The sequence below is a fragment of the Bradyrhizobium nivariense genome (assembly GCF_029846695.2).
Classification (GTDB): domain Bacteria; phylum Pseudomonadota; class Alphaproteobacteria; order Rhizobiales; family Xanthobacteraceae; genus Bradyrhizobium.
The window spans coordinates 26,303-38,523 of the sequence record NZ_JARWCR020000007.1 but is presented as its reverse complement, the minus strand read 5'-3'; the positions used below and the strand labels follow the sequence as shown (position 1 = coordinate 38,523).

The 12,221-nt window shown below is 58.2% G+C and carries 13 protein-coding genes and 2 pseudogenes; 6 read left to right on the top strand and 9 right to left on the bottom strand.

Annotated elements, in window-relative coordinates; genetic code table 11:
* The first annotated feature begins 512 nt into the window (after nucleotides 1-512).
* A complete protein-coding gene (locus tag QCM77_RS08215; protein ID WP_279682832.1) occupies nucleotides 513-794 on the top strand; it encodes a hypothetical protein in 282 nt (93 codons plus the stop codon).
* Nucleotides 795-1,326: 532 nt separating this feature from the next.
* On the opposite strand, the gene QCM77_RS08210 is transcribed toward QCM77_RS08215, so the two are convergent.
* The 4 genes and pseudogenes from QCM77_RS08210 to QCM77_RS08195 all read right to left on the bottom strand — a co-directional run bounded on the left by QCM77_RS08210 (nucleotide 1,327) and on the right by QCM77_RS08195 (nucleotide 4,353).
* Nucleotides 1,327-1,599, bottom strand: coding sequence for a hypothetical protein (locus QCM77_RS08210; protein ID WP_279682830.1), 273 nt, complete (start codon nucleotides 1,597-1,599; stop codon nucleotides 1,327-1,329).
* 493 nt (nucleotides 1,600-2,092) lie between these two features.
* Complete coding sequence (locus QCM77_RS08205) at nucleotides 2,093-2,266, bottom strand: hypothetical protein (protein ID WP_279682828.1); 174 nt, start codon at nucleotides 2,264-2,266, stop codon at nucleotides 2,093-2,095.
* A 218-nt stretch (nucleotides 2,267-2,484) separates the two neighbouring features.
* Nucleotides 2,485-3,523 (bottom strand): annotated as a pseudogene (gene rfbB / locus QCM77_RS08200) (dTDP-glucose 4,6-dehydratase).
* Nucleotides 3,524-3,535: 12 nt separating this feature from the next.
* A pseudogene (locus QCM77_RS08195) lies at nucleotides 3,536-4,353 on the bottom strand (sugar nucleotidyltransferase).
* Between the two features lie 770 nt (nucleotides 4,354-5,123).
* Here QCM77_RS08195 and QCM77_RS08190 point away from each other — a divergent pair.
* From QCM77_RS08190 to QCM77_RS08175, 4 genes are all read left to right on the top strand, one after another.
* On the top strand, nucleotides 5,124-5,312 hold the full coding sequence (locus tag QCM77_RS08190) for a hypothetical protein (protein ID WP_279682826.1): 189 nt from the start codon (nucleotides 5,124-5,126) through the stop codon (nucleotides 5,310-5,312).
* 511 nt (nucleotides 5,313-5,823) lie between these two features.
* The gene (locus tag QCM77_RS08185; RefSeq protein ID WP_279682824.1) at nucleotides 5,824-5,946 is read left to right on the top strand and encodes a hypothetical protein; all 123 of its coding nucleotides are present in this window, start codon (nucleotides 5,824-5,826) and stop codon (nucleotides 5,944-5,946) included.
* The gene (locus QCM77_RS08180) at nucleotides 5,939-6,217 is read left to right on the top strand and encodes a hypothetical protein (protein WP_279682822.1); all 279 of its coding nucleotides are present in this window, start codon (nucleotides 5,939-5,941) and stop codon (nucleotides 6,215-6,217) included. Before QCM77_RS08185 ends, QCM77_RS08180 begins: the two co-directional genes overlap by 8 nt.
* Nucleotides 6,218-6,266: 49 nt before the next feature.
* Nucleotides 6,267-6,686 carry a hypothetical protein gene (locus QCM77_RS08175; protein WP_279682820.1) on the top strand — a complete coding sequence of 140 codons (420 nt, stop codon included), beginning with the start codon at nucleotides 6,267-6,269 and terminating at the stop codon, nucleotides 6,684-6,686.
* Nucleotides 6,687-7,342: 656 nt separating this feature from the next.
* On the opposite strand, the gene QCM77_RS08170 is transcribed toward QCM77_RS08175, so the two are convergent.
* Both QCM77_RS08170 and QCM77_RS08165 read right to left on the bottom strand, forming a co-directional pair.
* Entirely contained in the window at nucleotides 7,343-7,918 is a 576-nt protein-coding gene (locus tag QCM77_RS08170) for a hypothetical protein (RefSeq protein WP_279682819.1), read from the bottom strand.
* 126 nt (nucleotides 7,919-8,044) lie between these two features.
* Complete coding sequence (locus QCM77_RS08165) at nucleotides 8,045-8,782, bottom strand: metallophosphoesterase family protein (protein ID WP_279682880.1); 738 nt, start codon at nucleotides 8,780-8,782, stop codon at nucleotides 8,045-8,047.
* Nucleotides 8,783-8,970: 188 nt separating this feature from the next.
* Between QCM77_RS08165 and QCM77_RS08160 the strand changes: the two genes are divergently transcribed.
* A complete protein-coding gene (locus tag QCM77_RS08160; RefSeq protein WP_279682818.1) occupies nucleotides 8,971-9,579 on the top strand; it encodes a transglutaminase-like cysteine peptidase in 609 nt (202 codons plus the stop codon).
* Nucleotides 9,580-9,585: 6 nt separating this feature from the next.
* Here QCM77_RS08160 and QCM77_RS08155 read toward each other — a convergent pair whose 3' ends face one another.
* The 3 genes from QCM77_RS08155 to QCM77_RS08145 form a co-directional block, all read right to left on the bottom strand.
* Nucleotides 9,586-10,893, bottom strand: a complete 1,308-nt coding sequence (locus QCM77_RS08155) for an O-antigen ligase family protein (protein WP_279682817.1) — start codon at nucleotides 10,891-10,893, stop codon at nucleotides 9,586-9,588.
* A 153-nt stretch (nucleotides 10,894-11,046) separates the two neighbouring features.
* Entirely contained in the window at nucleotides 11,047-11,361 is a 315-nt protein-coding gene (locus QCM77_RS08150) for a hypothetical protein (RefSeq protein ID WP_279682815.1), read from the bottom strand.
* 74 nt (nucleotides 11,362-11,435) lie between these two features.
* Nucleotides 11,436-12,038 (bottom strand): hypothetical protein, encoded by a 603-nt coding sequence (locus tag QCM77_RS08145; RefSeq protein WP_279682813.1) that lies wholly within the window; start codon nucleotides 12,036-12,038, stop codon nucleotides 11,436-11,438.
* Nucleotides 12,039-12,221 lie beyond the last annotated feature (183 nt).

Below are 12,221 nucleotides of genomic sequence, written 5' to 3'. Positions count from 1 at the left end.
TGCGCTTTGTGCCTACAACCTCGTAGCAATGTGAGATTGCATACGTTAGCGTAACATCTCTCGGGGAAATCGGTTCCGGAGGAAGTAGCAGGCCGACCTGTCCCCAACGGGGCGCCAAGTCCCGATACATGTGCAGTTTGTGCCAGTGGCTGAACCGTGAAGTGAGGACGCAGCGTTCTTTGCGGTGGCCCCTGCTTGCCGGTCGGCCCGTCCTGTGGCTCTCTAGATTGCTAGCTTCGATGGTAGCCCTCGTCGGTAGTCTATCTCGAACAAGCGGTGCGGTCGTGTCGGGTTCGGTCAGTAATTCCCCAAGGTCTTCATCATCGGAAAGCCCCTCGCATAACCCGAGAACGATGTCCGCCCACAGCTGACTGTCCCGCGTCACTAAATGTTCGCCGATCCTACCAAGTACGTACCCTCAGAGCAGTTCTTCGGGAACCGGCGGTAGGCGTTGAATAGCTCACCAACGGCTCCTAAGTTTACTTCGATGCCTTGGAAACAGGGAGACGTCGATGCGAAGGTTTGCCATTGTCGCAGCTGTCCTAGCCGTGCCGGCGTTCGCAGCCGCGCAAAACCAGGGCGAGAAAAAAGTGGATCAGAAGCCGGACAATTGCGTTTACACCGTCGGAAATCAGGCAATTCAAGTGCCGCGCGGCGCGAGTGTTTGCCGCAGACAACCGGCGCCGTACGACGACAAGTATTCGTTGCTTCGCTGCAATCCCCCGCTCGATGAGATCGACTCGGACATTAAGCGTGGGGACGCCCGCTGCGATCGCTACGAAGAGCGTCAGTAGGAAGCGTGCGCTTCCGTAGGTGAGGCTTGAGACTATTTGGGCGATCCATCCGAAACGCTCTGCGTATTCGGTGATGGGACAGTTCGGGCGGGAAGACTTTTGCGAGGCCGAAGTCGCCGCTTCAGGCTTGGGTGTCGTGGAGAACGTCGTTTCGAAACATTCCCGCATACCGTCAGCTTCCGCGAGTAACATGCAGTTCTGAGCCGCATTTGCAATATCGAGCGAGACGAGCGCGAGGCTGGCCTGACAGCCGATACCAAGAAAATACGCATTTCAATAAGCCTTTGTCACAAGTGCAAAGGCGTTTCTTAGCACCGCCGCGTGCGGTCGTCGGATCGCCGAGCCCTTAGGGCTGTCAGTTCGCTCAAGCTCTGCGGCGCTGAGCCCGGCGTTTCTCTCTCAGGGGCTGCAGGCGATCATGTATCGACATCCGCGACCCGCGACTAAGCCCGGCGAGCGATCCGATCGGTCGGAACACCTCATGCATTGAGCACGATCAGCTTGAGATCGTCTTCAGGGTGCCAACGGGCGCTTAACGGTGATCGGCTCCTGTCGTGGTGCTCAGGCCAATCGATCGGTTTGTAGAAAAGACCTCGGCGGTGATCTCCTGGAGAAGTCCATCCGCTCGCTGTCTTGTGGCGAGGCGGGTCGAAGCGACGGACAGGACCTCGTGACGGATGAACTCATACATCCGTAGAATGAAATGGTCGGAAAGGCTGGCAAAATCTGCCATTGCGGTCACTATCTTCGTCAAAATAACCGAGTGATCAGGCGCCAACTGGCCCAGCCAATTGCGGTGATCCATGCAATCGTCGCGGCGCCGGCGACGCCCAGGAAGGCGATTGGTAGAAGGTAATTGCCAATCCATCGGCGTTTACTAACCGACGTAATTTCCTCGGTTCTATCGAGCATGTCGATCCTTGTCTTTAGGAGACGGGATATCGGGTGCGCGACAAAGCGACAAATGGTGGGTGCAATTAACCTCACCGATCAACCTTAAGGAGGAAAAATCCGGTGCCCCTGGAACCATCTCGGCATCTATCGCCGATATGACCGCCGACTGCGCTGCCGCCTCCACCAGAGCCAAGGGAGGAGCGCTATGTTGAAGCGGCGTCGTTTCAAATAAGACGATCAAGTTTGAGGATCGTTTGTCCGCATGGGCCAGACAAATTCGTAAGCAGGCCGCTCAGCTCCCCAGGATCGGATCGTGAGTTCTTTTCAAAAAGGCGAGTCAAGCCGCTTCCGGCGTACAGAACCGTCGGCCGTTCCAGCTTCGACTGGCCTCGTGGCCGCGTTTGTCAGCCCTGCTTGGTGGCCTTCGATTTGAGCGACAGGCCAAGGCGCAGCGCCATGCGCTTGATCGCGTGGGGCGACCGGCCGAGCTGCTTTGCCGCCTCTTCCAGCGACGTAGAAGACTTAGCCAGCTCCATTAACCGACGGTCTTCCTTGAACGACCAGGGCTTGCGCGCCATATCCGAAACGATCCTCTCGCAGATACAAGACAAAGCCGCCAAGCGGACCCATGTCGCTCGACGGCTTTGCTTGGGTGGGGCGGGCCTTGGGGAAGCCCGGTGCTGAGATGGATAAGTGATTGGGGAAAACTCGCAACAAAGACCGCGGATTAAGCTAACCGCTCAACCTTACCGCCATGAAATCGGTGCGCAGCGCTCCGTATAACCACGGGCTTTTGTCAGCCGAGGCCGATCCGCGCGCGCCGGTAGCCGCGGTCGAGGATGTTTTGCCACCATGTCCGGTTGTCGCAGAACCAGTGGACGGTCTTCGCGAGTCCGCTCTCGAAATTCTCGCGCGGCCGCCATCCGAACTCGCGTTCGATCTTGCCGGGATCCATGGCGTAGCGAAGATCTTGGCCGGGCCGATCGGCCACGAAGCTGATCAGGTCGCGACGCGGGCCGGACGGGCCCGGCGAGATCATATCGAGCAGATCGCAGATGCGCTCCACCACATCGAGATTGGTGCGTTCGCAGCGCGCGCCAATGTTGTAGGTCTCGCCGGCCCTGCCGTGCTCGAGCGCCAGTGTCAGCGCCTCCGTGTGGTCGGCGACATGGAGCCAGTCGCGGATATTGCCGCCATCGCCATAGACCGGCAGCGGCTCGTTCGCCAGTCCGCGAATGATCATGTGCGGGATCAGCTTCTCAGGAAAATGATACGGCCCGTAATTGTACGAGCAGCTGGTTACCAGGGCGGGAAGTCCGCAGGTTTCCCGCCAGGCGCGAACGAGATGATCGGACGAGGCCTTGCTCGCCGAATAGGGCGAGTTCGGCGCATAGGCGTCTCTTCGCTGAACGAACCGCTGGTGCCGAGCGATCCGAAAACTTCGTCGGTCGAGACGTGGAGAAAGCGGAAGCGCGCGCGCTTCTCCGGTGTCAGCGTTCGCCAGTGGCGCAGCGCCTCCTGAAGCAAGTTAAAGGTGCCCACCACATTGGTCTGGATGAATTCCGCCGGCCCGTCGATCGAACGGTCGACATGGCTCCCGGCTGGTACTTGTCGAACAATGCCCGCAGGCCGGCGCTTTCGCCGATGCATTGCTTCTCGAAGGCATAGCGCGAATGGCCGGCTGCGCCCGGCAGCGACTCGAGGTTGGCGGTGTAAGTCAGCTTGTCGATGTTGACGCCGCGTGCGCCGGTGTCCGCCAGCAGATGGCGGATCACGGCCGAGCCGATGAAGCCCGCGCCGCCGGTCACGAAGATGGTGGTGCCGTCAAAGCGCATTCGGTCTCTGCTTCAGGAGCCGCCTGCCTCGCGGCCGAACGAGCGGTAGACCGACAGCAGATATTCGCCATAGCTGTTCTTGTGCGTTTTTTTGCGCCAGCTTCTCGAAGGCTTCAAGCGAGATGTAGCCTGCCGCAGTGCAATTTCCTCGGGGCAGGCGATGCGCAGCCCCTGGCGCTGCTCGAGGATCTGGACGAAATGGCTGGCTTCGACCAGCGAGGAATGCGCGCCGGTGTCGAGCCAGGCCATGCGCTGCCCATGAGCCGCACGAACAGCTCTCCGCGCTCCAGAGAGAGCCTGTTGATGTCGGTGATCTCGAGCTCGCCGCGCGCGGATGTCGTTATCCCGGCGGCGATGTCGAGAACGTCATTGTCGCTTCTCCTCGATGGACAAGGCGCGGCCGCTGGCGTCGAGCTCGACCACGCCATAGTGCTCCGGCTGTTGGCGGGGTACCCAAAGCCGTGGCTCCTTGCCCGCGCGCGGCGGCCTGGGTCAGCATCGCCGGCAGGCGGTTGCCGTAGATGTTGTCTCCGAGCAGCAGGGCGACCGGGTCCTTGCCGACGAAGTCGCGCCACTCCGCGCGGGATGCCCTGATGGGCATAGGAGAAGCTCAGGCCGATCTGGGAGCCGTCGCCGAGCAGCCGCTGGAACAGCGGCTGGTCCTGTAGCGTCGTGATGATGAGGATGTCCCGGATACCCGTGAACATCAGGGTGGACAGCGGGTAATAGATCATCGGCTTGTCGAAGACAGGCAAGAGCTGCTTCGATACCACGGCGGTGACCGGATAGAGCCCGGAACCCGTGCCCCCTGCCAGGATAATGCCCTTCATGTGATTCCAAAGCCCAAGCCGAAGGTCTGCCATGTGATAATGCATGGTTTAGCGTGCAAGCCGGTTCGGGCCGCCGAAAGAAGTGGCCGTCATGACAGACTATACTGCACACGGCGTGTCCGGACGATCGTAATGACCCGCACGAAAGCCTATTTCATCGCAATCGTCGCGCTGGTCTTGGCGGCCCAAACATGGCCGGGGCCTGGCCGCGCCGGCGACCAGATGTCGACGGCAGAGGAGCCGACCAACGACATCTCTCTCTCCCGACAGTCTGATTCCTGGCGAGGATTGGAAACGCAGGGGCGACGATGCACGCAAGCGCGCCGAGCAGGCGCGGCGGGACTGGCGGCTCAACGCCCCACGGCGCATGGTCGAGCCAGATCCGCCGGAGCAGAAGCCACCCAGCGCGTGCTGAGGGACGACACGTTGCAGCCAGGGGATATCGTCTCGACAGACAAGGGGTTCTTGCTGTTTCGCGGTAGGTCCGGCGCCGATGGGCAGAATGCGGATTTCGTGCCGATAGTTCCGCGCTAGCTTGCTTGCACGACATTTATTTCTCCGTCGCGCTCGCGCCTTGAAAATTCATGCCGGTCGATACGTATCGAGTCGTCGCGCGCGAAATTGTCACCGTTGCAACGATCTTGGTCGAGAATTGATCCAACGATGACGCGTGCATGCAGTAGCATCGCTCCGGTGATTTGTCTCTCGATGATCGCCCGTCGCTTCTCTCACGATGACGCGCGTCACGAGATCGTCGAATTTGTTCAGCTATGATCGCGCAAACGAACAACGCGAACACGCAGATGCTTCAAAAAGCCTGGGCGGCATTGCCTTTCACTAAAATTCGAGAACGAGCGTTCGAAGGCGCGTTCTTCAGCGTGGCGTTGATCGCGATGGCAGGCTGGGTCTATTTCATCTCGCTATTGCTGGTGAGATTTGTCGTATGGTTCCTCAGTTGACCGCAAGCGGATGATCGATCCTCAAGCAGATTGCTGCCCAAGATTTCTCGCACCTGACAACGAAATCAGCAGCATTCATCATCATGTCGACACAACTGCACGATGAGAATGGTATGTCTGGGAGAAGGAAGCGTTCCGCAAATGGAAAGATTTTCCGATGGCGCCAGTCTTGATCGTGATCTTGATCTTCTTCGCCGGCTTCGGCGTTGGCTACGCCGCACGTGCGTGGCGATCGCGCAAGCGCAAGCACATGCGCCAACTCTACGCACCCTATGGTTCCTCCACATCCCGGCCAGCTACACGGCGCGCATTCTGAAGTTATACAACCGGAAGGAGATCGGATTGTCGAGGATGCTGCGTTGTGTATGGAGCGGCATGACCGAGGTAACCATGTCCGGTTAGGTTAAATCGCAGCCGCCGTTGTCTGCCGAGTTGGTGGTGGCTAGGTTGCGCACGGATTTTTGTAGGCCATTGATTGCCACCGTGTGCTGTTGAGTTGGGATTTGAGTTGATGATCTGGCTCGTTGCGTTGATCATACCGGTTGCAGGTGTACCGCTGTTCGTCTGGGTCTATGGCCGCCGCCTCGGCGCGTTAAGCGGGCCGTGGATCTCGGGAGAGGCGCGCCATGACTGACCTCAGAAATAACGCTCCGCGGCGATATTTCGCTGATGCAGGCGGGCAGCGCGTTTTGATAGGGCTGACGCTTGAAGAGACCTTCGAATTCGAACGGCTGGATAGCCAGCCGGTCGCCAATCTGGAAGAGGTCGTACGCGACAAAGGCGTCCTGTGGCTCGTTACGGGTGAGCAGCGTTGGCAAGAACTGTACGCCAAGCACGAAGGCGCCTGGAAGGCATGGATAGCTCAGAACCGCGGTGAGCGGCCCGCAGGCTTTAGCCTTTATTAACCATCCCGGCCCCATTTTCGGTCTGGCGCTTCAATCGGAAAATGCACGTATGTTCCAGCTGTTCCGGGCCCGTACCCACGATTTCCTGAGAGACCGCATCAGGGGGGAGGCGGAGTTCCGCGCCCGCTCACCCGAGCGCGACGCCGAAACCGATCAGTCCCGCATCGAAGCCATCATGAGCGCGATCGAACAGGTCCTGCGCGCGGCCGAGCGGGAGCAATCGGGCCTGAACCGGCGGGTCGAGGACGTGCTGGCACGGGCGGCCGTAACGCTCGGCAATGGCGATGACGAATATCTGGAGCGTGAGGCCCTGGATAATCATCATCAGGACTTGTTCGATAGGGAAATTCAAAATGGCCAGCGCCGTCTGAAGGAGCTGGACTCTTCCATTGCTCACTACAAGTTCTTGAAAGCGGATATGTTGTGCCGTTTTCCCGATTACAGGCCAGGGCCGGGGGAAAGCTGTTAAGCCTTATCGGTCAGAGAGAGAGCAACCTAGGACTCGTCGCTCCACTGCATCAGGCAGTGTCGCAGTAAAATGTAACTGCTGAGTGTAACGGTCGTGCATACCACAAACGCGCACGACACCAATTGGACCGCATACATCAAAATCACCTCGCTCGACGAACGAGATTAGGCGATTAGGTGTAAATGGATCCTAACGGCGGTGCCAAGTCGTGCGACCAGACTAGTAGGCCAGGACCCGCTGGGGGTCCAACGGGTTCACATAACGCACATACGTTCGTACCGACCCGTAATAGTAATGAGGCTCATCCCTCGTGCGGGGATCGAATGTATAGGGATACGCCTGTTGAAGCGACTTGTGCCGCACCTGGACTACCGTCGGACAGCCGCAGCGTGGGCCGCAATATGGATTTGGACCCCGGTCAATGTAAGGGACGCGCGTTGCATGCTTCACCACAGGGATCGCGTAGTCGGCAGCATATGACGGGGTCACCAATGTGGATAAGCACCAGATGAGCGCAACTAATCCGAAAATTGATCGCATGGTTAGGTCCCCCAACTGGAATTGATCTTAGACGTTCCGCGAGGAACGGGCAATATCCCCAAAAGCCAGCTGTGGAGTGACCCGCTCCGCGACAGCCATAGGGCCTGCGGCCCCAACTAGCCGCTTAACGTTATGAGACGTGCGGGATCGATGGTCCGGATCGCACCCTTCAAGAACTCTTTGCCCCGGCCTGAGGCTTGCCGATAGGCCGACACTAGCGCCGGCGTCTGATCCGGCTGTCGCGTCAACATGAGACGTACATCACCCTGTGCCAAGTCCCTTAGGTCTGGGCTGGCAAGGGCATCAAATCGGGTGACGGTAGCAAGTCTTAGTGGCATCAGTCGCGCGTCGCTCGGCGCAGTGAGGTAGGTCATTTTCAACGATTCGATTGCTGCAGGTCCGTCGGGGTCCTGCCCGGCCTCCAGCACTGCCAATGCTAACCACAATTCGGCATCATACGGCGCCAAGGAAAGAGCGTGCTTGAGATGCGAACGGGCAAGTTCGCTGTTTGCTCGAATCCCGTGATCGGCTCTAGCCTGCTGGATCGCCTGTAGTGCCAGAACCAGCGCCTGGTCGCCCTCAAGGTCGGAGCGCAACGGTGAGATCGTTCCGATCCATTCGACTGGTGCGTTCGAGTTGAGATTGGCCTCGGTTGGATCCTTTGGGAAATCCGGCCGATTAAAGGCCGTCATTTCTGCGGCTCCCGATGCGATCCCGAAGCAGCCGACCGCTGCCGCAAGGGCTAACATTAGGACACGAACTCTGGTTGTTGAATTCATCAAATCTCCAAAGAGAAAAAACGGCATGCCGTGCGTCAACTAGAGAGCGAGCATACTGTCGTCCTGAAGAGCTAAAAGCGTTAGATTGCCCGTAGCATAAGCACCAGTATCGATGTTTATTCGGTTCGGTCGTATGTCTGGCTGCTGGACGGGGGTGTGGCCGTGGACGATGTATTTTCCGAAGTTCTGATTGCTTTCGAGAAATTCTTCACGGATCCAGAGCATGTCCTGCTCTTGTTGTCTTGCCAAGGCGACGCCAGGCTTGACACCCGCATGCACGAAAAAGAAATCGCCGCATACGAAGCGCGCGCGCAGGCTCCTCAAAAAATACAGCTGACGGACCGGAATTGCCTGCGATAATTGCCGAATGAGTTCGTCTTGTTCAGCCGGATCGGGATTGAGAGAGGGGCTAAGTCCATATGACGCCAAGGTTTGGAGCCCGCCATATTGTTTCCAGTTCTGAAGCTGCGAGGGGGCGTTCAGTACGTCCAAAAGGAAGGTCTCATGATTGCCTTTCAAGAACACCGATTCATGCTTCATGCTACGTTCAATCAGCAGTTCGATGGTTCGATTCGAGTCAGGTCCTCGATCAATGTAGTCTCCGAGGAAAACGTGGATTGCGCGCCTCGAACCTATCGTGGTGAGATCGCGGTCGATTACGGTGAACATTTGCTGGAGAAGATCGGCGCATCCATGAATGTCGCTTATCGCATAGATGCGAATGCCCTCCGGCAGAATCGGCTTTCGCGTCTTATTCCTCGATTTCGACAATCTCATCATCTGCCGAACTTGGCGGCCTTTTCGTCTTCCGGCGTCAATCGCTCGAATAACTGCGTTCAGCGCACATAGTAAACGGAATCGCAAAAATCTGCTTGGCTTTTGAGTCCATTTGGCGGGCGAAATGCCGCAGAATTTCAAACTCTTGAGGTTAGCTTCCTAGCCAATAAGCATGCGGGGAGCAACCAATGCGTAAAATCACAACTTTGGCTCTGGGGGTTATCGCTGCCGGTCTCATTTGGTTCGAGCCGGTCCATGCGGGACTTCTGGGAATGCCGATGGGGCTTCAATCCGCAATCCAGCGCATTAAGCTCGAGACCCCAACCCTTCCGCCAATGGCTTATACGCAATTTTGTCTGCGGTATCGGGACGAGTGCCGCACACGGCCGATGTTTCGGGGCGGGCCGGTTCGGCTGACCGAGGATCGATGGGGGCATCTGAAGGAAGTCAATCAGATGGTTAACCGGGAGATCGCCCCCGAGAGAAATGAGCTCGGCTTGGCCGGCGAGCAATGGGTGATCAATCCAGCGCGGGGCGATTGCAACGACTATGCGGTCAGCAAGCGGCATGAATTGCTGGCGCGTGGCTGGCCGGCGCGGGCCCTGCTGTTGAGCGAGGTTGTCGTCAATTCCGGCGAGCATCACCTCATTCTCGTTGTCCGTACCACGAGTGGAGATTTGGTGCTCGACAATATGACCTCGCAGATCAAGCCGTGGTCGCGCGTCCCCTATCGTTGGGTGCGCATGCAGATGCCCAACTCAAAGCTTTGGACGACGATCGTAAGCAGCAGGGTCTAGGGTGCCTCAGGTTGAGCCGGTTCGTCCTGTGCTTTGCGCAAGGCCTAGGCCGATCACCGCGGCTAGCATGATCTGGGCCGTCGGGTTCAACATGCTTACATCGACAAAGCTGTCGCAAAGAACGACAACCACGATGGCGGCCGTTGCGGACGCGAAGAACGAGTCTCGTCCGCGCCCGACGGCGCCGCGCAAGGCGAATAAGAAAAGCTGAAGCGTAAACCCGGCGAGAATTGGCACGGCCACGCGTCCCCATTCGATGGCGACCAAAACTGCCGCCGAAGGGGCGGCAAACGCGCGGCCAGCCCCATAATCTTGATAAATCCGCGCGACCCGTACGAACGTGCCGACGCCACTTCCGGTCCAGGAGCTGTCGGACATGGCGCGCCGCGCCACGGCAAGAGATGCCTGATCGTCGGATCTAACAAAGCCCAGGAGATCAACGAATGGAGTGGATTGTGCCAGGGATAGCGTTGCCACGGCCGCCATTGCGATCAGGACTGCTGCCAAGATTGCCGATGGCCAGGGCCGGAATCCGAGGCGGCGGGCGGTCGCAACGAAAAGCATGGTCGCAAACCCAAGTCCGGTCAGCCCAAACAGCATTCCCTGTCCAAACGCGGCAAAGGAAGCAAGGGAAACAACGATTCCCGTGATGCCGAGGGCAATGCGTAACAGCAGCGGAGTGCTCAGGGGGAGGGCGGCGCCGGCGCGGTTTGAATGTCGCTCCATTGCCATGGCAATCATTGCACTGTTTCCCAGTGCCGCAATGACAGCAGCCACAGCAAAGGAATGGCTATTTGACCTGCCGGTGTCCGGCACGGCCGTCGCGAGGAACTCGATCTGACCAGCCAAGCTCTCAAGCGCAATGAATGTTGCTGCGCCCGTCAGTGTAAGCAGAAGGATTTCTGCCCGTTTTCGATCTCTGGCGATCAGGATCGTCGAGATGATCAGTGATAGCACGGCCAAATACCACATCAGGCTGCGCAAGGTGCTTCCCGGATCGATGCTGATTCGGCTGGCCAACAAGGGGTCATTAAGTGCGACCGCTGCAGTGGGCCAGATGGGACTGGTAAGCGAAGCAATTGGAAGCGGAACAATCTGAATGATCATCCATACGATGGGGAAAAGCGCTGCCCAAGCAAATCTGCGGAGCGTCGCAGCGGCAGTGATATCCGCCGGGCTCGCCGCAGTGGCGACCGACGCCAGCATGATCGCGGCGAGCAAATACAGGGTGTTCTGGATGAAGATGTAGCCAATGAATGGTGCGGCTGGAGTTGCGACTAACAGCGCGATCAGAAGGGAAAAGGCGATCGACAATTGAAGACTTCAAAATGGTGGGGGAGGAGGGCGAGCCGGCGACGATCCGCAGATCGATTTACTATCGCATGCGGAGACAGCGCCGCCAAATGCCTTTTTGCCGGCACCTTGAGCCAGTCGGTGGCGTCTACGGACGCAAAACCTGCAGGCCATTTACCGTCCGGAGTGATCGGCTGACGTTCGTCTGTAGAGCGCGGCTACGGATGCCTTGCGAGAAAACGTTTGTTTCCGCGAATAACGGGCCAGCAACGTCGTCTGCGCCAACAGCCCGAAGGCATAGCCGGTTTGCGGGGCGAATCCCATCAGAAACCCATATCCGCACGCGACCGCTAGTCCTGCACCAAGCGATAGCTGGGTCAGAAACGTGACAATGACCGCGATCAGGCTGAAAGGCACCAGAATCCACACCCGAAAACGCCAAGCCAGGACCGCGCCAGCGAGAAATAGGAAGATGGCAATCGGGGTCATTGTGTGTCTCCGGCGCCACCATTCCACCTACTTTCCTAAGGAACCGTCAACTGGTTCCCGAACAAGTCGCCTCCTCATCGTGCAGGACAGCTCTCGGTTAGCAATTGGTAAGCGACAGCAAGCCCGCCGATCGGGACCGTTCCGCGGATCGAAGTGGACTTTCCCTCAATTTCAACAGAGAGCTCGTTAGCCTGCTGCCAATCACGGGTTGCGAACTCCGCAGCGTTGCGGGGCAACAACAGAGCTTGGCCTGTCTGCACGACGGATGCATTAAACACCGCAATTCGGCCGTTCCCGGACGTTAGGGTGACCTTCGGCTCGCCGCGCGACATCCGCTCTAGGATGATTAGAAGGACTTCGATGCCTTGCCGGCCACATTGGAGGCTGAGGCCCGCGAGCCCAATGTCGGACCTCTTCGCATCAGCCACGTGCATAACAGAGACCGCGTCCGGTCCGCCTGACGGGTTCTTGGTTTTGACCAACTGCCATCCCCCACTAAGCAGGATGATGTTGCTGCCGCTGCCCACCTGTTTAGAGACTTCGCTGTCGCATTCTTCCTGCCGAGCGACTCCGACTCCGGTGACGCATCCCCGCGTTCCGGAGTTGGTCTGCTCTGATCGCGCGTTGGGAATTGAAAGCAGCGCGATGATGGCGAGGACGCAATGGAGGCTCTTCATCGAAACTCGGACTGACGTTGCAAACAGTGACTTGACTCCCTGCCCACCTTTTTGGCACTAGCAGGCTCCATTTTTCAAATTTGAATTAATGCATCGCATTATTTTATTGCAATGCAATATTACCAATGATCTGCTGGTAGGCGCCAAGTTGAATTAAGCGTTGGCATTGTCAAGGAGGCGATT